At 62.7% G+C, this 19,122-nt stretch carries 22 protein-coding genes and 1 riboswitch; of the genes, 5 read left to right on the top strand and 17 right to left on the bottom strand.

Annotated features, from left to right (window positions below):
• Window positions 1–12 precede the first annotated feature (12 nt).
• Both ACX3OZ_RS14060 and ACX3OZ_RS14055 read right to left on the bottom strand, forming a co-directional pair.
• Window positions 13–558, bottom strand: a complete 546-nt coding sequence (locus tag ACX3OZ_RS14060) for a YceD family protein (RefSeq protein ID WP_459104716.1) — start codon at window positions 556–558, stop codon at window positions 13–15.
• Complete coding sequence (locus ACX3OZ_RS14055; RefSeq protein ID WP_459096754.1) at window positions 555–1,082, bottom strand: ubiquinol-cytochrome C chaperone family protein; 528 nt, start codon at window positions 1,080–1,082, stop codon at window positions 555–557. Before ACX3OZ_RS14055 ends, ACX3OZ_RS14060 begins: the two co-directional genes overlap by 4 nt.
• Window positions 1,083–1,248: 166 nt before the next feature.
• On the opposite strand from ACX3OZ_RS14055, the gene ACX3OZ_RS14050 reads away from it, so the two are divergent.
• The gene (locus ACX3OZ_RS14050; RefSeq protein ID WP_459096755.1) at window positions 1,249–1,698 is read left to right on the top strand and encodes an outer membrane protein assembly factor BamE; all 450 of its coding nucleotides are present in this window, start codon (window positions 1,249–1,251) and stop codon (window positions 1,696–1,698) included.
• A gap of 228 nt (window positions 1,699–1,926) precedes the next feature.
• Here ACX3OZ_RS14050 and nusB read toward each other — a convergent pair whose 3' ends face one another.
• The 8 genes from nusB to ACX3OZ_RS14010 form a co-directional block, all read right to left on the bottom strand.
• Window positions 1,927–2,421 carry a transcription antitermination factor NusB gene (gene nusB, locus ACX3OZ_RS14045; protein WP_459104715.1) on the bottom strand — a complete coding sequence of 165 codons (495 nt, stop codon included), beginning with the start codon at window positions 2,419–2,421 and terminating at the stop codon, window positions 1,927–1,929.
• Between the two features lie 101 nt (window positions 2,422–2,522).
• The gene (ribD, locus tag ACX3OZ_RS14040) at window positions 2,523–3,626 is read right to left on the bottom strand and encodes a bifunctional diaminohydroxyphosphoribosylaminopyrimidine deaminase/5-amino-6-(5-phosphoribosylamino)uracil reductase RibD (RefSeq protein WP_459096757.1); all 1,104 of its coding nucleotides are present in this window, start codon (window positions 3,624–3,626) and stop codon (window positions 2,523–2,525) included.
• On the bottom strand, window positions 3,623–4,099 hold the full coding sequence (gene nrdR, locus ACX3OZ_RS14035; protein WP_459096758.1) for a transcriptional regulator NrdR: 477 nt from the start codon (window positions 4,097–4,099) through the stop codon (window positions 3,623–3,625). Before nrdR ends, ribD begins: the two co-directional genes overlap by 4 nt.
• Window positions 4,100–4,108: 9 nt before the next feature.
• Window positions 4,109–5,410 carry a serine hydroxymethyltransferase gene (glyA, locus tag ACX3OZ_RS14030; RefSeq protein ID WP_459096759.1) on the bottom strand — a complete coding sequence of 434 codons (1,302 nt, stop codon included), beginning with the start codon at window positions 5,408–5,410 and terminating at the stop codon, window positions 4,109–4,111.
• A 119-nt stretch (window positions 5,411–5,529) separates the two neighbouring features.
• A riboswitch (ZMP/ZTP riboswitch) is annotated at window positions 5,530–5,612 on the bottom strand.
• A gap of 47 nt (window positions 5,613–5,659) precedes the next feature.
• On the bottom strand, window positions 5,660–5,872 hold the full coding sequence (locus ACX3OZ_RS14025; protein WP_459096760.1) for a DUF6898 family protein: 213 nt from the start codon (window positions 5,870–5,872) through the stop codon (window positions 5,660–5,662).
• A 164-nt stretch (window positions 5,873–6,036) separates the two neighbouring features.
• A complete protein-coding gene (locus ACX3OZ_RS14020) occupies window positions 6,037–7,260 on the bottom strand; it encodes a L,D-transpeptidase family protein (protein ID WP_459104714.1) in 1,224 nt (407 codons plus the stop codon).
• Window positions 7,261–7,544: 284 nt separating this feature from the next.
• Window positions 7,545–8,054, bottom strand: a complete 510-nt coding sequence (gene ldtR / locus ACX3OZ_RS14015; protein ID WP_459096762.1) for a transcriptional regulator LdtR — start codon at window positions 8,052–8,054, stop codon at window positions 7,545–7,547.
• Window positions 8,055–8,254: 200 nt separating this feature from the next.
• Entirely contained in the window at window positions 8,255–8,644 is a 390-nt protein-coding gene (locus ACX3OZ_RS14010) for a hypothetical protein (RefSeq protein WP_459096763.1), read from the bottom strand.
• Window positions 8,645–8,744: 100 nt separating this feature from the next.
• On the opposite strand from ACX3OZ_RS14010, the gene hemB reads away from it, so the two are divergent.
• The 4 genes from hemB (at window position 8,745) to ACX3OZ_RS13990 (ending at window position 12,385) form a co-directional block, all read left to right on the top strand.
• Window positions 8,745–9,758 carry a porphobilinogen synthase gene (gene hemB / locus ACX3OZ_RS14005; RefSeq protein ID WP_459104713.1) on the top strand — a complete coding sequence of 338 codons (1,014 nt, stop codon included), beginning with the start codon at window positions 8,745–8,747 and terminating at the stop codon, window positions 9,756–9,758.
• A 215-nt stretch (window positions 9,759–9,973) separates the two neighbouring features.
• The gene (locus ACX3OZ_RS14000; protein WP_459104712.1) at window positions 9,974–10,486 is read left to right on the top strand and encodes an RDD family protein; all 513 of its coding nucleotides are present in this window, start codon (window positions 9,974–9,976) and stop codon (window positions 10,484–10,486) included.
• 60 nt (window positions 10,487–10,546) lie between these two features.
• Window positions 10,547–11,275: an arginyltransferase gene (locus ACX3OZ_RS13995; RefSeq protein ID WP_459096766.1), complete on the top strand. Its 729-nt coding sequence runs from the start codon at window positions 10,547–10,549 to the stop codon at window positions 11,273–11,275.
• A 120-nt stretch (window positions 11,276–11,395) separates the two neighbouring features.
• On the top strand, window positions 11,396–12,385 hold the full coding sequence (locus tag ACX3OZ_RS13990; protein WP_459104711.1) for an endonuclease/exonuclease/phosphatase family protein: 990 nt from the start codon (window positions 11,396–11,398) through the stop codon (window positions 12,383–12,385).
• Between the two features lie 3 nt (window positions 12,386–12,388).
• Here the strand turns inward: ACX3OZ_RS13990 and ACX3OZ_RS13985 are convergent, their stop codons facing one another.
• The 7 genes from ACX3OZ_RS13985 to acpS all read right to left on the bottom strand — a co-directional run bounded on the left by ACX3OZ_RS13985 (window position 12,389) and on the right by acpS (window position 19,101).
• The gene (locus ACX3OZ_RS13985) at window positions 12,389–12,703 is read right to left on the bottom strand and encodes a Dabb family protein (protein WP_459104710.1); all 315 of its coding nucleotides are present in this window, start codon (window positions 12,701–12,703) and stop codon (window positions 12,389–12,391) included.
• 142 nt (window positions 12,704–12,845) lie between these two features.
• Window positions 12,846–15,116, bottom strand: a complete 2,271-nt coding sequence (gene parC / locus ACX3OZ_RS13980; protein ID WP_459096769.1) for a DNA topoisomerase IV subunit A — start codon at window positions 15,114–15,116, stop codon at window positions 12,846–12,848.
• 265 nt (window positions 15,117–15,381) lie between these two features.
• The gene (gene recO, locus ACX3OZ_RS13975; RefSeq protein WP_459096770.1) at window positions 15,382–16,092 is read right to left on the bottom strand and encodes a DNA repair protein RecO; all 711 of its coding nucleotides are present in this window, start codon (window positions 16,090–16,092) and stop codon (window positions 15,382–15,384) included.
• Window positions 16,093–16,154: 62 nt separating this feature from the next.
• Window positions 16,155–17,096, bottom strand: coding sequence for a GTPase Era (gene era / locus ACX3OZ_RS13970; protein ID WP_459096771.1), 942 nt, complete (start codon window positions 17,094–17,096; stop codon window positions 16,155–16,157).
• Window positions 17,093–17,812, bottom strand: coding sequence for a ribonuclease III (rnc, locus tag ACX3OZ_RS13965; protein WP_459096772.1), 720 nt, complete (start codon window positions 17,810–17,812; stop codon window positions 17,093–17,095). Before rnc ends, era begins: the two co-directional genes overlap by 4 nt.
• A complete protein-coding gene (lepB, locus tag ACX3OZ_RS13960) occupies window positions 17,809–18,603 on the bottom strand; it encodes a signal peptidase I (RefSeq protein WP_459096773.1) in 795 nt (264 codons plus the stop codon). Before lepB ends, rnc begins: the two co-directional genes overlap by 4 nt.
• Before the next feature lie 87 nt (window positions 18,604–18,690).
• A complete protein-coding gene (gene acpS / locus ACX3OZ_RS13955; RefSeq protein WP_459096774.1) occupies window positions 18,691–19,101 on the bottom strand; it encodes a holo-ACP synthase in 411 nt (136 codons plus the stop codon).
• Window positions 19,102–19,122 lie beyond the last annotated feature (21 nt).

Here is a 19,122-nt window from a genome sequence, read left to right as displayed (position 1 = left end):
CGCCCGCCGACGCTAACGGTCAATATCGGTGGACTTCTTGAGCTTTTGAAGGGCGGCGAAGGGCCCGGAGGGTCCGTTGCCGGCATTTATGTCGAGCGCGTCGAGGCTTTCGCCCTCGCGGCGCGGATAGGGATCGATGGCCAGTGCCAGCGTTTCAATCAGCAAGGCGCCGAGATCGACTTCATGACCGTCGATATGGTCGGGAAAGTCGTCATCTTCAAGATCGACGAAAACTTCCGACCCCGCCGCCGGCTTGGGCGCCTGGGCGTCGGGCAGGAAGATGCGGTCAACGACTTCATCAACATGCTGGCCCACCGGCTCGAAGGTCACCACGGAAGGCTGCACGATATCGGCAACCAGCCGGCCCTGGGCGCGCAAACCGCCACGCAGCGGCACCACGACGAGATTGGCCTCGAACGAATCGATGGCGCTCAGCTTGAGGACGATGGCCAACTCGGCGCGGGTCGCTTCATCGAGCGAGACTTTCAGGTCGCGGCCACCAGCCGGCAGGCGGTCGATGCGGACGACGGCGTCGAATAGCGGGGCTTCAGTGCTCACGCGGCAACCTCAAAATTGAGCGCGCCGTCCGTGATGGAAGCGGCAGGCTGGGCGGCAAGCGCCCGATCTTCAGCCAGCAGATAGCTGGCGAGCGCCGCGACGTGATCGCCGGTGGCACCATCGAGAATATTGCGCGACAGCACGGCTTGCAAAGCGGCCTCGTCGCCGCGATCCATCGCTTCGTTCATCGCGGCCAGCAGGCCAAAAAAGATATTGCCCATTTTCTGGATGCGCTTGGGGACGGCGAGATCGCCAACCCCCATTTCGCGCAGCGAGCGGTCCATATCCTTGAAAAACAGATCGAACACCGCCTGGCTGAAATCCTTCTGGTCGCCGGTTTCAGCGCGCAGGCGCCGGAACAGCAGCGCCAGATGCAGGCTGATCATATCAAAACGACCGGTGACGGTATCGGGCACCTGCCAATCGGCGTAGAAAAACGGCTGCCGGGATTGCGCCACAATAGCGTTATAGACGGCGTAAACTGGTGCGGTGGCAGTGTTCTTGCGGAACAGGGACATGATCATGGGATTGCGCTCAGCATCTTGCTCGGCCTAACAGGGGCAAACAGCTGCGCCGGACCATTGCCAGCTTGCCAGACGGACAAGTTGGCAGCTACACATTCCGACGGCCGCAATGGCCGCTGCCTTGTTGCCGTGCCTATAGTCGAGAGCCATCGGGAAAGTCAAATTCATGCTCCTGCGTAACGTCTCCAGTTCATTCGCACCGCTCGCCGCGGCCGCCCTGCTGGCGCTGACGCTGGCCGCCTGCACCAGCAGCAATTCGCTGATCACCAAGCGGACCCAGGGCTATGAACTCTCCGACAGTGCCATGGCCCAGATTCGCCCGGGCCAGAGCCAGCAGCTGGTCACCCTGGTGCTGGGCTCGCCGCAGTCGACCAATAGTTTCGGCGACCAATCTGCATTCTATTATGTCGAGACCAAGGTGCGGCAGACCGCGTTTGGCATGACCATGATCGACTCGCGCACCGTGCTGGTGGTGTATTTCGACAAGAACAAGAAGGTCATCGACAAGGCCGTTTACGGCCTGCAGGACGGCAAGACCGTGGCGGTCGAGAGCCGCCGCACCGCGTCCTTTGGCGAGGATCGCAACTTCATCGACCAGATTTTGCAGAGCTTCTAAGCAAGCGAAATGAGAAAGCCCTGGGAAACCGGGGCTTTTTTTGTTTGTGGGGGATGATTGTTGGGCTGGCATCGCCCCCTCACCCTAGCCCTCTCCCCGAAGGGCGAGGGGATTTGGCTGGTGGGTGGGCACAGATTTTACCACTGACCCCATCTCAGGATGGGTCCCGGCTCAAGGCCGGGATGACATCGAGTGTGTTGGAGCGCTTGATGCCGCCACGGCGCAGGCCTAGACCGTGCCGTCCATGTCGGGGCCGGCTTCGCGGGCGATGGCGTCCAGGGTGGCGTTGACCAGGCCGGAGGCGTCGTCTTCGTAGAAGGCTTTGGCGATATCGACATATTCAGTGATGACGACGCGGGGCGGAATGTCCTTGCGGCGCAGCAGCTCGAAAGCGGCGGCGCGCAGGATGGCGCGCAAAGTGGCGTCAACGCGCTCGACCGGCCAGCCATCGGCCAGGGCACGATCTACGGCGGGATCGATGGCCAGCTGGTGCTTGGCGACGCCGGCAACGATCTGGCGGAAGAAATCGGCATCGGCGGGCAAATATTGCTCGCCCTCGATTTCGCGGCCGAGGTGGAAGGCGCCGAACTGGGCCAGCGTATCCTCAAGGGTCGCGCGACCGACATCCATTTGATAGAGCGCCTGGACCGCAGCCAGCCGGGCGGCACCACGCTGATTGGCGGGGCGGTCGGTATGCGGGTCGCGTTTGGGAGCGTCGGCCATAACTGCTTTCAACTTTGCTGTGTGGCCGAGGGCCGCGCTGCCGGAGGAGGCGTCGCATTCCCATTAATCGCCCACGGGGGGAACTGCAACTGCGCGCGCGGCTAATCTGGCTGGGCCGGGCGCTCGAAAAGGGTCAATTGGGCATCACCGAGACGCTGATCCTCGACGGCAACGAGGCCGGCGGCGGCCAGAACATCGGCCATTTTGCCATCCTGGCTGGCGGCAATGCCGGCGGCGCCAATGGTCTGATCGAGGGTGATCAGGGCAAAGCGGTCGACCAGATCGGCCTCGAGCAGGGCCGCGGCAAGGCGCTGGCCGGGCTCGACCAACAGGTTCTGGATGCCCTTGTCGGCCAGCGCGGCAAGCGAGGCGGGCAAGTCGGGGCGGCCACTATTACCGGCAACTCGCAGGGTCTGGACCGAGGCTGGCGCATCGACCGATACGTCGGTTTCGGCAATGATTGCAGTGCGATAGCCGGAGAAACCACCAATCAGATTCACCTTGCGATCAATCCCCGCAGCGCCGGCCAGCACGACGCGCAAGGGCGTGCGGGCGGCAAGGCCCGGCAGGGTGACGGTCAGCTTCGGATCATCGGCACGGGCGGTGGCGGCGCCGATCAGCACGGCGTCGGAGCGGGTGCGCAGCAGATCGAGCCAGGCACCGGCTGGACCGGTCAGAGCCGCCCTGCCCTCGCCTGCGACGCCGATCCGGTCATCGGTCGAGATGGCGAGCACGGCGGTGACGAAGGGACGGCCGGCGCTATGCCGTAACGCATGGCCGGCATGCAGCGCCTTGCACGAGGCAGCATCGGCAATCAGGGTTTCGACACCGGCGGATTCGAGCTGGGCAACGCTGCTGCCGGCGATGCGCGGATCAGGATCGGCCATGCCGATGACGACGCGCATGATGCCAGCGCGGATGATGGCATCGACGCAAGGCGGCGTGCGGTCCCAATGATGGCAGGGTTCGAGCGTGAGATAGAGCGTGCAGCCAGCCGCGTCGAAGCCGGCGGCCTCGATGGCCAGGGCTTCGGCGTGCGGGCGACCGCCCTTGGCGGTCACGGCGCGGGCCAGCAGGGTCTGGTTGTGCGGCGCGACCAGCAAGGCGGCTACGGTCGGGCTATCGCCGGTGGTACCGAGAAAGGGCGTGGCGTAGCGGGCGGCGGCATCGAGCCAGCGCCGGTCGTCGGCGGTCAGTTCGTTCACTCGTCGTCCTGAATCGTCGACTGTCCCTCGGCGAGTGCCGCAAGGAAATTGCGGAAATCGTCGGCGGCGGAGAAATTCTTGTAGACCGAGGCGAAGCGCACAAAGGCCACGTCATCGAGGCCCTTGAGGCCATCCATGACATATTCGCCGATCTGGTCGGAGGTGACCTCCACATCGCCCAGGCTTTCGAGCTGGCGGACGATGCCGGAAATCATCCGCTCGATGCGGTCGGCCTCGACGGTGCGCTTGCGCAAGGCGGTATAGACCGAGCGCGCCAGCTTTTCGCGGTCGAAGGGCACCTTGCGGCCGCTCTTCTTGACCACGGTGAGGTCGCGCAGCTGCACGCGCTCAAAGGTGGTGAAGCGGCCGCCGCAGCCATTACAGACGCGGCGGCGGCGGATAGCGCCAGAATCTTCGGTCGGGCGGCTGTCCTTGACCTGCGTATCGTCATTGCCGCAATAGGGACAGCGCATGAAAAGCCCTTACTGACCGTAGATCGGGAAGCGATCGGTGAGCGTCTTGACCTTGGCGCGAACCGCAGCCTCGACGGCCCCGTTATTCTCGTCGCCATTGGCCTTGAGGCCATCGAGCACTTCGATGATCAGCTCGCCGATGAGCTGGAATTCAGCAACGCCGAAACCACGCGAGGTACCGGCCGGGGTGCCCAGACGGATGCCCGAGGTGATGGCCGGCTTTTCCGGGTCGAACGGCACGGCATTCTTGTTGCAGGTGATGTGAGCACGCTCGAGAGCGGCTTCCGTCGCCTTGCCGGTGAGGCCCTTGCGGCGCAGATCGACCAGCATCAGATGGTTGTCAGTGCCGCCGCTGACGATCTCGACGCCGCCCTTGACCAGCGTGTCGGCCAGCACCTTGGCATTGGCCACGACCTGAGCAGCGTAAGCCTTGAACTCGGGCTGCAGGGCTTCCTTGAAGGCCACGGCCTTGCCGGCGATGACATGCATCAGCGGACCGCCCTGAATGCCGGGGAAAATCGCCGAATTGATCTTCTTGGCGATGGCCTCGTCATTGGTCAGGATGAGGCCGCCGCGCGGGCCGCGCAGAGTCTTGTGGGTGGTGGTGGTGGCGACATGGGCATGGGGGAACGGGCTGGGATAGACGCCGCCAGCAACCAGACCGGCCACGTGGGCCATATCGACGAAGAGGATGGCGCCGACTTCATCGGCGATGGCGCGGAATTCGGCCCAGTCCATGATGCGGGAATAGGCCGAGAAACCAGCCACGATCATCTTGGGCTTATGCTCGCGGGCGAGGCTACGCACCTGATCCATATCCACGAGGCCGTCCTGCGCGCGCAGGCCGTACTGGATGGCGTTGAACCACTTGCCGGACTGGTTGGGCTTGGCGCCATGGGTCAGGTGACCACCAGCATCGAGCGACATGCCGAGGATGGTGTCGCCGGGCTGGATCAGCGCCTGATAGACGCCCTGATTGGCCTGCGAACCGGAATTGGGCTGCACGTTGGCATATTCGACGCCGAACAGCTGCTTGGCGCGGTCGATGGCCAGGGTTTCGGCAACGTCGACATACTGGCAGCCGCCATAATAGCGGCGGCCGGGATAGCCTTCGGCGTATTTGTTGGTGAGGACGGAGCCCTGAGCTTCCAGCACCGCCTGGGAGACGATGTTCTCCGAAGCGATCAGCTCGATCTCGCCCTGCTGGCGGGCCAGCTCATTGGTCATGGCCGTAGCCAGCTCCGGATCGGTCTGGGCGACGGAGTTGGTGAAAAACTGCGGAAAGAGCGGAAGGGACGCGGCAGCGCTCATAGGACAACGACCTCGCTGGAGACGAAACGGGCAAGCATGGGAAAGGCCTTATCATGGCGCGGAGCGCGATTCCAAGACCGGGAAAGAGGTTGTGAGTGCATAGGGCTCCCCTAGTTGCGGATGGGTGCCCAGGCGAGCGGCTCTACAAGGTTCGCGTTCCCCGATGGTTACCCATCTCTTCTCGCCAGTCGCGCGAACAGGCGGAATATGGCCCAAAACACGCGCCAGGGGAAGAGCTGGCGGCCAGGCTCAGGCAAATTTGCCGGGGATCACCGGTGGCGCCGGAGTGGTTTCCACCAGTTTGCGGCGCAGTTTGGCGAGGGCGACCTGCTGCATTTGCAGCTTGGTGGCCGAACGCGGGGTGATGACGATGACCTCGATGCCGGTGGCCGCATCGATGGCGGCGACCCGCATCTGCGGGCCAACCTGCACGAACTCGAAATAGACCTCGCCGTCGCTCATGCCACGCCCCTGCCCCAAGCTGTTCACCGCGCCGGTGTCACGATAGCAGGTTTTGGGAGGGGGTGCGATTGGCCCGGATATGGGGGCTAAACATCCCCCACCCTTGATCCCTCCCCGCAAGGGGGAGGGTGTCGACTGAGGCGATTGCGATCTACGAGGCGGGATTAGGCCTGGTCGAAGGTGACCTTGCCCTGTTCGTCGAACTTATAGACGTCGTCGCGGAAGCTGACGGTGCCCTGACGGTTGGCCCAGGCGGTGATGTAGGTGGTGTGGATCGGCACGCGGGCCTTGCACTCCACATCGAGCCGCTGCAGCGAATCGAAGGTCGAGTTGACCTTGTTCTGGTCCCAGTCGCCATTGTCGCGCAGCAACCAGTTCACCAGCTCGGCGACGCCTTCGACGCGGACGCAGCCCGAGGAATGGAAGCGGCCGTTTTCGCCGAACAGCTCCTTGCCCGGCGTGTCGTGCAGGTAGCAATCATAGGGATTGTAGAAATTGATCTTGCAGTGGCCCATGGAATTGGCCGCACCGGGCTCCTGGCGATACATGTAGTTGACCGCCTGGTCGCTGATGTTGGTCCAATCGATCGACTGCGGATCAACCTTGTTGCCTGACCCATCGTAGATGAAGATGTTCTGCTCGGTCAGGTAGTTTGGATTTTCCTGCATGTACTTGGTCAGGTCCTGACGGACCAGCGACTTGGGCACGTGCCAATAGGGATTGAAATTGATCTGGCTGATCTTGCTGGCCATGATCGGGGTGGCGCGCTCGACGCGGCCGACCACCGCAGTGTGGCGCTGCTCGACCATGCCATCATTGACCGCCTCGATGGTGGCGGCCGGAATGTTGACCACGACATAACGCGGGTTCAGCGACGCGGCCATGTTCTGGACGCGGGTGTAATTGAGATAGAGCTGCTGCAGGCGGGTCGCCGCCGGGATGTTCAGGGCGTACCAGGTCGCCTCGTCCACCTGACCATTGACCACCAGGCCATGACGGGCCTGGAAGCTGCGCACGCCGCGATCGGTGTCCTGATCGAACATGTCGTTGACATTGGGCACCAGCACCATGTCGCCCGACGAAATCAGGCGGCGCTTGAGCGCGATCACCGGAGCGCCGGACTTGCCGATCAGCAGGCGGAACGCCTCCTGGGGAATTTCTTCCCAGCCGCCATTGGCGACGAAAGGCTCATATTGGGAGATGGCCAGCTGGAGATTATACAGCGTGTCATAGGACAGGATCGGCTCATTGGTGGCGATCAGCGCCTGAGCGGCGGCCGTGTTGCCATCCTTATCGACATTGCGCAGCACATTGCCGCTGTTCATCATGTCGAAGAACGACTCCTGCCCGCGAACCACCGCCGGCATTGCCAGAGATGCTCCGGCCATGGCCGTATACCGGAGCAAGGAACGTCTATTCAGCCGCATCAAGTCACCCGAAATTGCTGGCCCCGAAAAACGTGCCAGTTTTACCATTGCGCCCCGCTGGTCACAACGCGGTCAACCGCATGTGAGCCCGGAATTGCCTGATCCGAAAATACGCATAAATGGTTTCAAACCACGTAACATCGCAGTCGCGCGCGTTTGCGGCGAAAAAGTGAACGCCGGCCCATGGGACCGGCGTTGACCTTCAGATGTGGCACAGCAGCAACAGTGGCGGCAGGCGCCCGGCGTTACAGCTTGTAGAGGATCTGATCGACCCAGAAACGCTCAAGGCGGGCCAGCGCCTTGTTCAGGCCGTCGAATTCGTCGTCGCCCAGACCACCGACCTTGTCGATGGACTTGAGGTGACGGTCATAGAGTTCGTCGATGACTTCAGCCACTTCCTCGCCCTTGGGGGTGAGCTTGATGCGGACCGAACGACGGTCAGTGCGCGAGCGCTCCTGGAAGATGTAACCGGTCTCGACCAGCTTCTTCAGATTGTAGGAGACGTTGGAGCCCAGATAGTAACCGCGCGAACGCAGCTCGCCGGCGGTCAGCTCAGCGTCGCCAATGTTGAACATCAGCAGCGCCTGGACCGGGTTGATATCGTCCCAGCCCATCCGGTCGAACTCATCCTTGATGAGGTCGAGCAGGCGACGGTGCAGGCGCTCTACGCGGGAAACAGCTTCCAGATAAAGCGGCTTCAGGCTCTGGGGACGTTCCGGGGACAGGGCCTCGGCTGCGTTGGATTTGATTGCCATTTGTGCCTCACTGTTGTGCAGTCTGTGCGATTTTTCGCATCTCATGAGGCCAAACTACGACCGCCGGACTAAGATCACCCTAAGTGGCGTGATTAAGACTATCTTACTGGAAAGCAATGAGAATTTGGCTTTATTCTTCGTTACACCAGTACATAAAGTTGTAACCTTACGGGGGTGTAAACGGCTTTTTGGCCCTAAGCTCAGTCGGCGGCGCGGGCGCGGCGGTGGCGGACCGACAGCACGAAGATGATGAGGATGGAGGCCAGCAGCACCAGCCGAACGGCGAAGCCAAAGGCGGTCATGCGGACATCGGCATTGCCCAGCAGATAGAGCGCCAGTTCGACCGTGGTGGCCCCCACCAGCAGCACCGCGCCCCAGCTCGCCTTGATCCACAACCCGACCGCGGCAAACAGCCGGGCGAGGCCGAAAATGGCGAGATAGACAAAGCCCGTCATGCCCATGGTGGTGATCGGGCTGACCGCACCCAGATTGACCCCGAGCAGACGCGCCGCATCGTTCAGCCCGAGCAACAGGCTGATGATGGCGACGATGCGGATATAGATGCCGATGGGCTGGGCGTTGAAATCCATGCTGGGTTTCTACCCGCACGCGAGGGATGCGACAAGCCGGAGCTTGGAGCAGGCACACAGCGCTGGTAAACCGGACGCACACGATAAGGAGCCTCCCACAATGGCCGACGATTGGCAGAAGCACGACATGGCATTTCTCGGCGGCCGCCGCCTGCGCCGCACCCGCCGCACCGCATGGAGCCGGGCCATGGTGCGCGAAAGCGTGCTGACGCCGTCCGATCTGATCTGGCCGCTCTTCGTCATCGACGGGCACAATGAGAAGACCCAGATTCGCACCATGCCGGGCGTCGAGCGGCTGAGCGTCGATCTGTGTGTCGAAGCGGCCAAGGCGGCGCGCGATGCGGGCATTCCGGCGCTGGCGCTGTTTCCGAATACGCCGGACCATCTGCGCAGCGAAAACGGCGCGGAAGCCTATAACCCGGACAATCTGATGTGCCGGGCGCTGTCGGCCATCAAGAGTGCCGTCCCCGAGATCGGGCTGATCGCCGACGTGGCGCTGGATGAATATTCCAGCGACGGCCAGGACGGGCTGGTGCGCGACGGGGAAATTCTCAATGACGAGACCGTGGCGGTAATGATCCGCTCGGCGCTGGTGCAGAGCCAGGCGGGCGCCGACATCATCGCCCCCTCGGATATGATGGACGGCCGCGTCGCCGCCATCCGCGAGGCGCTGGACGATGAAGGGTTCGAGCAGACCCAGATCATGGCCTATGCGGCCAAATATGCGTCCTATTACTATGGGCCATTCCGCGAGGCCGTCGGCTCGGGCAGCCGGCTCAAGGGCGACAAGCGCACCTACCAGATGGACTATGCCAATTCCGACGAGGCCATGCGCGAGATCGAGCAGGACATTGCCGAGGGCGCCGACAGCGTGATGGTCAAGCCCGGCCTGCCCTATCTCGACATCGTCCGCCGGGCCAAGGACAGCTTCAACATTCCGATCTACGCCTATCAGGTGAGTGGCGAATTCGCGATGATCGAGATGGCGGCTGCGGCCGGGGCGATCGACCGCAAGGGGGCGATATTGGAGAGCCTGTGGGCGTTCAAGCGCGCTGGGGCCAATGGGGTGCTGACGTATTTTGCGCTGGAAGTGGCGCGGGAGTTGGGGCGGTAATAGCGGTATTGGGGCTAAACGGCTCTCTCCGCTACCTGGAAGATGGATCACCGGGACAAGCCCGGTGATGACGGTGGGGTATGATCGGGGTTTTCCTCCAATCGTCATTGCCCGGCTTGTCCGGGCAATCCATTTCGCCGCCGACACCAAATTGACGGGCACATTTTCGTGCCCGCCCTCTTGCACCCTGCCCTGGCCGTGACAATCTTCTGCTTATGAACCAGAGCAACCCTACCCTGCCCGATCCTGCCACTGCCCCCGAGCTGTTCGAGGGGGTGCTGACGCGCCGCGTGATCGCGTTCGTTATCGACCTGTTCGTGATGAGCCTGATGATCATCGGCTTTTCGCTGGTGGGGATCATCGCCGGCTTTCTGACCTTCGGGCTGGCCTGGCTGGCGCTAGTGTTCGTCGTACCGGCCGCCATCATCGTCTATTATGGCGTGACGCTCGGCTCGTCGAAGCGCGCCACGCTGGGCATGCAGATGATGGATATCGTGCTGACGCCGACGCGCGGGCAGCCGCTGGATGGGTGGATGGCGATCATCCATGCTGCGGTGTTCTGGCTGACCACCTGGATTTCCTGGCCCCTGTCGCTGGCCTTCGCGCTGTTTACGCCGCGCCGGCAGATGATCCACGATCTGGTGGTGGGCACGCTGATGGTGCGCCGCTCGCCGATGGTGCGCCACTGGCGGCAGACGCATTCGGGTCCTGCAACCGAGGCATTTTGAGGCGTTGCCGGGGGTGACCGGGGGGAGTACCATCCTGCCGATGCCACCTAAGGGTCTTCGATGACCGACCAGACGCCCGAAACCACGCAGCTGTTTTTGACCGCCGCCATGCCGTGCCCCTATCTGCCGGGCAAGCAGGAGCGGAAGCTGTTTACCCATTTGACGGGCCGCCGCGCGGCGAGCCTGCATCATCTGCTGAGCGAAAACGGCTTCCGGCGCAGCCAGAACCTGATCTATCGCCCGGCCTGCGAAGGCTGCAATGCCTGCCTGTCGGTGCGCATCGTCGCCGACGAATTCGAGGCATCGAGTCGATTCCGTCGCGTGTTGCGCCATAATGACGATCTGTCGGTGGAAGTGCGCCCGACCACGGCGACCAGCGAACAATATGAGCTGTTCAAGCGCTATCTGGAATCACGCCATGCCGGCGGCGGCATGAACCAGATGAGTTTCGTCGACTATGAATATATGGTCGAGGACACCCCGGTGCAGTCGGTGCTGGTGGAATATCGCCTGCGCGACCATCCCGACCAGACGCTGATCGCGGTGGCGCTGACCGATGTGATGCCGGATGGGCTGTCGATGGTCTATTCGTTCTACGACCCCGACCTGGCGCCGCGAAGCCTCGGGACCTATCTCATTCTCGACCATATCGCGCAGGTGCGCTCCGCCGGCTTGCGCTATGTCTATCTCGGCTATTGGGTGAAGGATTCCCCCAAGATGGCCTACAAGGCGCTGTATCAGCCGCTGGAAGTGCAAAAGGGTCCGCTCGGCTGGTGCCGGCTCGACTAGGTGACCCAGCAGAATTCGGATCAAGGGTAACCGCGCGGTTGCCCTTTTTTCATTGCCGCAGGCATGGTTGCGCCATAAAGCTCGGCTATCGCCCGCCTCTCCTCCCTGCCGGACTGCCGCATGTCTTTGCTTGTTAAACTGATCCGGCTGGGCCTCATTCTCGGCGCGCTGGGCGTCGCCACGCTGGCGATTCTGGCGCTGTTCGGCTTTGCCCTGCCCGAACTCGACCTGCTCAATCACGCGCAGATTTTCCTGTTGCCGGGCACGGCGATTGCGCTGCTGATCCTCGCCGTGCTGCTGCGTGGCCGGCTGCGCGGCGTGGCGATCATCTATGCCGTGGTGGGCGTTGCGGCATCGGCCAATGTGATGCTGCCCGAATATGTCGGCTCGCTGCAGACGCGGCCGGCAGCGCCCAGCAGCGGCAGCGTGACGCTGATGACGCATAATCTGTTCGGCATGAACTACGAGATGGAAAAGGTCACCGCCGCGATTTTCACCGAGGACCCGGACATCATCGTGCTGCAGGAGTATTTTGGCGAACAGGCCACCGACCTGCATCCGGCGCTGCTGACGCGCTATCCGTATTTCGTGCGCTGCCGGGGCGGCAAGCGCGCCAATCTGGGGCTGTATTCGCGCATTCCATTCGAGCAGACCGACGCGGATGCCTGTCCCGACAATGCCTATGGCACGACGCGGACGGCGCATATCCTGGCCAATTTCCACCCCGAGACCGGCAAGAGCTTCTCGGTGATCACCACGCATATGGATTGGCCGATCCCCGTCTCACGCCAGCAGGAGCAGCTGACGGCGCTGTCCGAGGTGGTGGACAAGGTGGAGGGCCCGGTGATCCTGGCGGGAGATTTCAACTCAACGCCGTGGTCCTACGCGCTGCGCGATTTCGTGGCGCGGAACGGGCTGGTGCGTCAGACGATGAACCTGCTCACCTTTCCGATGAGCTGGTATTATCTCGGGGACTGGCGCGACACGGTCCCGTTCCTGCCGCTGGACCATGTGATGACGAAAGGCGGCATAATGGTGCACGATATTCATATCGGCGCGGCGACGGCGAGCGATCACCTGCCGGTGGTGATGACTTTTTCGGTGGAGTGAAGCCTAAGCGCCGAGCTTGAGATCGAACACCAGCAAACCGTCGCGGCCGCCTTCCAGGGCGGCGACCAGCTTGGCGCCAGCGGCTTTGTGGGCGGGATCCACGAGGTAGCGATCACGGGCGGCTTCGTCGGCCAGGTCCATGATGAAGCCGTCATTGAAGCCCTTGGCGTGGCCTTCGGGCGAGATATTGGGACCGAAATCGGCCGAGAGCAGGCCCTCGATCTGGCCGACCAGTGCGTTGAGCCCGGCATAGATTTCAGCGCGTTCGGCGGCGCTGATTTCGGGACGGAATTTGACGAAGACGCAGTGGCGGATCATGGGCTTCCACTTTCATCCTTCTCCTCTCGTGGGAGAAGGTGGCGCGCGCAGCGCGACGGATGAGGGGGCAGGATGGAGGGAAGGCCCCCTCATCCGCCCTGCGGGCACCTTCTCCCACGAGGGGAGAAGGGAAGAAGCTAAGTTACCCGACGAACTTGTTGTTGCGTGGGAAGCCGTTGGGGGGCTGGCGGCCGGCGGTGGCGCGGTCGCCGAGCCAGTCGGTCAGTTCTTCCATCGGCTTGGTGAAGGTACGGCCAGAACTGTCGGTCCAGGTCAGGCCATCAGCGGCATAGAAGGTCTTGAGGTCGGAAATACCGCCATCCTTGTAGCGCTGCAGACGGACGCCCTTGCCACGGCCCATTTCGGCGAGCTGGGCCAGCGGGAACACCAGCAGCTTGCGGTTCTGGCCGATGACGGCGACGCGGTCGCCATTGGCGGGGACCAGCAAGGCGGCCTCGGCGGGCGTGGTGACGTTGAGGATCTGCTTGCCCTTGCGGGTATTGGCGATCATCTCGTCTTCGCCGACGATGAAACCGTAGCCGGTGGATGAGGCGACGATGCGCTTCTGGCCGGGGCGATAGACGAAGATATCGACGATATCCTGCCCCTCCTCGATATCGACCATGATGCGCACCGGCTCGCCCTGGCCGCGCCCGCCCGGAAGCTTGTCGCCGAACAGAGTATAGACCTTGCCGCCGGTGGTGAGCAGCAGCAGCTTGTCGGTGGTCTCGCATTTGAACGAGAGCTTAAGCCGGTCGCCGGCCTTGAAGCCCTTCTCGTCATTGACCTCAACGGCGTGACCGCGCGGCGCGCGAATCCAGCCCTTTTCGGAGAGGATGACGGTGATCGGCTCGCGCTCGATAAAGGCTTCGGTGACCTCGGCCAGATCGGCGGTCGGCGCATCCTTGAGTTCGGTGCGGCGGGCGCCGAGGGCGTGTGGCGTGCCATCGGCATTGGTCAACGGATAGATTTTCTTGAGGGCCTCGATCTCCTTGGAGATGACGCCCCACTGGCGCTTGTCGGAGGCGAGCAGGGTCTGCAAATGGCCCTGTTCGTCGGTCAGCGTGCCGTGCTCCTTGCGCAACTCGATTTCCTCGAGCTTGCGCAACGACCGCAGCCGCATATTGAGGATGGCTTCGGCCTGCACGTCGCTCAGCTCGAAGGTCGCCATCAGTGACGCCTTGGCATCATCCTCCTCGCGGATGATGCGGATCACCTCATCGAGATTGAGATAGGCGATGATGTAGCCGGCCAACACTTCCAGACGGTGGGCAATCTGCTCGAGCCGGTGCGTCGAGCGGCGAACCAGCACTTCCTTGCGGTGCTCCAGCCAGGCCTTGAGGGCCTGGGCCAGGCTCATCACCTTGGGCGCGGTGCCGCGATCGAGCACGTTCAGATTGAGCGGAAAGCGGGTTTCGAGATCAGTGGTCTTGAACAACTGCTCCATCAGGATCACCGGATCGACGGTGCGGGCGCGCGGTTCGAGCACCAGACGGATATCGTCCGAGCTTTCGTCGCGCACGTCCTTGAGCAAAGGCAGCTTTTTGGCCAGCAGCAGTTCGGCGATCTTTTCGACCAGCCGCGACTTGGGAATGCCGTAGGGAATCTCGGTGACCACGATCAGGTAAACGCCACGGGCGCTTTCCTCGACTTCCCACTTGGCGCGTAGCCGGAACGAGCCGCGCCCGGTGGCGTAGGAATGGGCAATGGACGAGGCCGATTCGACCAGAATGCCGCCGGTGGGGAAATCCGGGCCCTTGACGAATTGAGTCAGGTCCTGGGCCGAAGCTTCTGGATTCACATTGATAAGATGCAGCGCCGCATCGCACAGCTCGGAAATATTATGCGGCGGAATCGAGGTCGCCATGCCCACGGCAATGCCGGTGGACCCGTTGGCGAGCAGGTTGGGGAAGTTGGACGGGAGCACGATCGGCTCTTCGTCTTCGCCGTCATAGGTCGCCTTGAAGTCGATGGCGTTTTCGGTGATGCCTTCCAGCAGGCGCATCGCCACGTCGGTCATGCGGCTTTCGGTGTACCGCATCGCCGCGGCGCTATCGCCGTCGATATTGCCAAAATTGCCCTGGCCATCGACCAGCGGGTAACGCTGGGCAAAATCCTGCGCCAGCCGCACCAGCGCGTCATAGATCGACTGGTCGCCATGGGGATGGAACTTACCGATCACGTCACCGACGATACGGGCCGATTTCTTGTAGCCCTGCCCCGGATCGAGCTTGAGCAGACGCATCGCATGGATGATGCGGCGGTGCACCGGCTTGAGGCCGTCGCGCACGTCGGGCAGCGCCCGCTGGGTGATGGTCGAGAGAGCGTAAGAGAGGTACCGCTCCTCAAGCGCCTGCTTGAGATCGACGACGCGCTGGTCGTCGGCAGGCGGCAAGGTATCGGCGTCGGACATCGGCAAGGCTTCCAGAGGAACGAATCAGGAAAGCAGTATAGCGGGCGGGGCTCTCCGCCTCACGATAAATGGCGGTTCCGCGCGCTTTCCACATGATTATCGGGGGTGGGAAGCACTGAAGTCGGCGGGCGGGGCTCCACCCCCTCCTAGCCTCCCCCATCAAGGGGGAGGTATCGGCCGGTGGGGTCTGGCTCGATGGTGCCTCATACACGATCAGACACCTCCCCCTTGATGGGGGAGGATGGGAGGGGGTGATTGGAGATCACTAGCCTTCGTCGCGGGACAGAGCCTCGATCAGCAGTTCCCGGGTGGCCGGGTGGGCCAGCTCGCGGGGGGCCCAGATGTGCAGGTCGAGGAAGTGGCCGCTGAGGCGGAGGGCGTCGCCGATGTCGTGGGGGCTGGCATTGCCGCGGGCGGTGAGGAAGCTGGGCAGCGGCAGCAGGCGGTCAAGATAGGGCGCGGCGGCGGCGCGACAGACGGCGCGGCCGGTTTTGGGCGAGACGTGGGTGAGGTCGTCGGTAACGCCGGTGACGGCGCAGACGCTGAGATCAAGGCCGAAGCCCAGTTCGTCGAGCACGGCCAGCTCGAACCGGGCCAGAGCCACGCCGTCGGGGGCGCCGTCGATGAGACGCAAGCCCATGCCGAGCAGGCGATCATGCGGATCGCGCTCGGGCAGCAGGCGGAGATGGTCGCAAACCAGCTGGCTGAGATAGAGCCGGGTGCGGTCGATGATCAGTTCGGCGGCGCGGGCCTGCAGCAGTTCGACGGTGAAAATGCCGAGGTGGCTTTCGAGGCGGCCGCGCCAGGTGAGCTGGACGGTATTGCCGGGCTGTAGGGCGGCGGCGAGCTTGCTGGAACGGCCGCCGCGCACTAGGCCAAGGGAGCGCCCACGCCCGGCGACCATGGCCTCGGCAATGACGCTGCTTTCGCCGTGGCGACGAACGCCGATCAGCAGGGCGTCAGCGGTCCATTCCATGGCTACTTCCTTCCCTTCTCCCACAGGGGGAGAAGGGTGACGACTGAAGGATCGGGGCCGTGTCAGCCCTTCCCATGGGGGTATTCCAGGCCCATTTCGCGGTAGCGTTCGGGGTCGTCGCCCCACTTTTCGCGGACTTTGACGAAGAGGAAGAGGTGAATCGGCACCTCGTACATTTCCATCAATTCCTTGCGGCTCTCCTGGCCGATGGATTTGATGGTCTGGCCGCCGGCACCGAGCACGATCTTCTTGTGGCTGTCGCGGGTCACATAGACCACCTGGTCGATCTTGTAGGAGCCGTCCTTCTGGATCTTGAAGGACTCGGTTTCGACCGTAGTGTTGTAGGGAATTTCGTCGTGGACGCGCAGGAACAGCTTCTCGCGGGTGATCTCGGCGGCGGTGATCGCCATGGTCAGATCGGTGAGGTGATCCTCGGGGAAATGCCAGGGACCGGGCGGAATGTGCTTGATGCACCACTCCATGAAGTCGGCAACGCCATAGCCCTTGAGCGCCGAAATCATGAAGGTCGCTTCGAAGCGCAGCTTTTCATTGATGGCGGCGGAAAGCTTGAGCAGTTCCTCGTTCTTGACCGTGTCGATCTTGTTGAGGATCAGGATGCGCGGGTGGCGGACGTTCTCCAGCCCTTCAAGCAAAGATTCAAGTTCCGCCGTCAAACCCCTGTCAACGTCGACAATCAGGGCGACGATGTCGGCATCCCCTGCCCCGCCCCAGGCGCTATCGACCATGGCGCGGTCGAGCCGGCGCTTGGGCGCGAAAATGCCGGGCGTGTCGATGAACACCAATTGGGCCTTGTCGAGCGTCACCACGCCGCGCACCTGGCTGCGGGTGGTCTGCGCCTTGTGGGTGACGATGGAAACCTTGGTGCCGACCAGGGCGTTGAGCAGGGTCGACTTGCCGGCATTGGGAGCACCAACCAGGGCGATGAAGCCGCAGGCGGTGTCGATCGGTTCGATGGTCGGGATGGGAGGGATGGATTCGGTCATTGCGGTGTGCCTTTGGGTTCCTGCCATACCTGCTGGGCGATGAGAAACAGCTCGGCGGCCTTGTGTTCGGCAATCTTCTTGGAAGGGCCGGTGGCGCTCAGCGGTTCAAATTCGCCCAGAGTGACAGTGATGGTGAATTCGGGGGCGTGGTCGGGACCACGCCGGTCAGTCTGGGTATAGGTCGGCGGTTCGAGGCCCCGGGCCTGGGCCCATTCCTGCAGGGTGGTCTTGGCATCGGCCTTGTTGGCCTGGCCGTCGGCGAGAAATTCCTCGAACATGCGCTCGACGAATTCATAAGCCTTGTTCATGCCGCCGTCGCAATAAATCGCGCCGATGACCGCTTCGGTCACGTCGCCGAGAATGGCTTCCTTTTCGGCGCCGCCCGTGCGGGCTTCGCTCTCGCCCAAAATCATCTCACTGCCCAGATCGAGGGTGCGGGCAATGATGGCGCAGGTTTCCTTGCGCACCAGCGTATTGAGGGTGCGGCTCAGCTCGCCCTCATTGGCCTTGGGATAGCGGCGATACAGCATGTCGGCGACAACGAGCCCCAGCACGCGGTCGCCGAGAAATTCGAGGCGCTGATAGGAGCGCTCGATGCGCCGCGCCGGAGAGACGGCGCTGGAATGGGTGAGCGCGCGGTTCAGCAGTTCCGGATCGGCAAATTTATAGCCGAGCCGGAATTGCAGTTTTTCATGGCTGCGCGCGGCACGACTCATCGATCGATCGACTGGAACATGCGGTCCCAGCGCACATTGGCCGGCCACTGCCACAGCTGCCAGGGCGGCAGATTGTCCTTGATGGAGAAGAAGCGCGCTTCGGCCTTGGCGATCAGATTGATCGCCGGCACATAGCCGACCTGGCTCAGCACGCGGCTGTCGGCAGATCGGTCGCGGTTGTCACCCATCATGAAGTAATGGCCGGCGGGCACGACATATTCGGAGGTGTTGTCGAGCGGGCCGTTATCGGAGATTTCCTGAATGGTGTGGGTCGAGCCCTCGGGGAAGGTCTCGCGATAGACCGTGACGTCGCGGGTATCGCCATTGCTGTCGGTATCCTGCGCCTTACCGATTTCCTCGCGTTCGACCATGGTGCCGTTGATGTAGAGCCGGCCCTGCTGGACCTGGATGGTATCGCCCGGCAGGCCGACGACGCGCTTGATATATTCCATATTCTGCGGCACCGGGCGGAACACGGCGACATCGCCGCGATTGGGCTCACGGCCGAGAATACGGTTATTGATCGGCAGTTCGAAATCCAGCGCGGTGAAATCGCCGTAGCGGCCGAGCGAGAAGGAATGCTTGCCGTAGCCCCAGACGAATTTATTGGCGACGAAATAATCGCCGATCATCAGCGTCTGCTGCATCGAGGCGGTGGGGATGGAAAAGGGCTGGTAGAGGAACGAGCGCAGCACGATGGCGATCAGCAGCGCCTCGACCACCACGACGATGGTTTCGACCCATTCATTGGCCGGGGCCTTCTTGATGGACTTGTCAGTGGGCTGGCTCATGAATTTCCCCGAAAAAGGTAGCGCGGCAGCGTTATTCTGCTGGCGCTTCGATTGCAATCAATGCGTGCGAAACTATTGCCGATGACCTTAGCGTATCGGAGCAATGGGCAGCGCCTCGATGATGACGAAAGCCTGGGCCAGGCCCGCATCGTCAGTGATGGTCAGGTGGATGTGGGCTTCGTGGCCGGGCGGCACAAGCCGGGCCAGCGCTTTTGCCGCGCCATTGGTCAAATTCATCGTGGGTTTGCCCGAGGGCAGGTTCACCACGCCCATATCGCGCCAATAGACGCCCCAGCTGATGCCGGTACCCAGCGCCTTGGAGCAGGCTTCCTTGGCAGCAAAGCGCTTGGCGTAGGAGGCAGCGCGCTGAGCACGGCGGTCGGATTTGCGGCGCTCGATCTCGGTAAAACAGCGCTGGGTGAAGCGCTCGCCATAGCGGTCGAGGGTCTTTTGCACCCGCGCAATCTGGCAGAGGTCGGAGCCTAGGCCGATGATCATGGGGTCACCGCTCCGTACGTG

Source organism: Devosia sp. A369 (genome assembly GCF_054489345.1).
The sequence above is the reverse complement of the archived record's forward strand: the minus strand, read 5'-3'. Positions and strand labels throughout refer to the sequence as shown.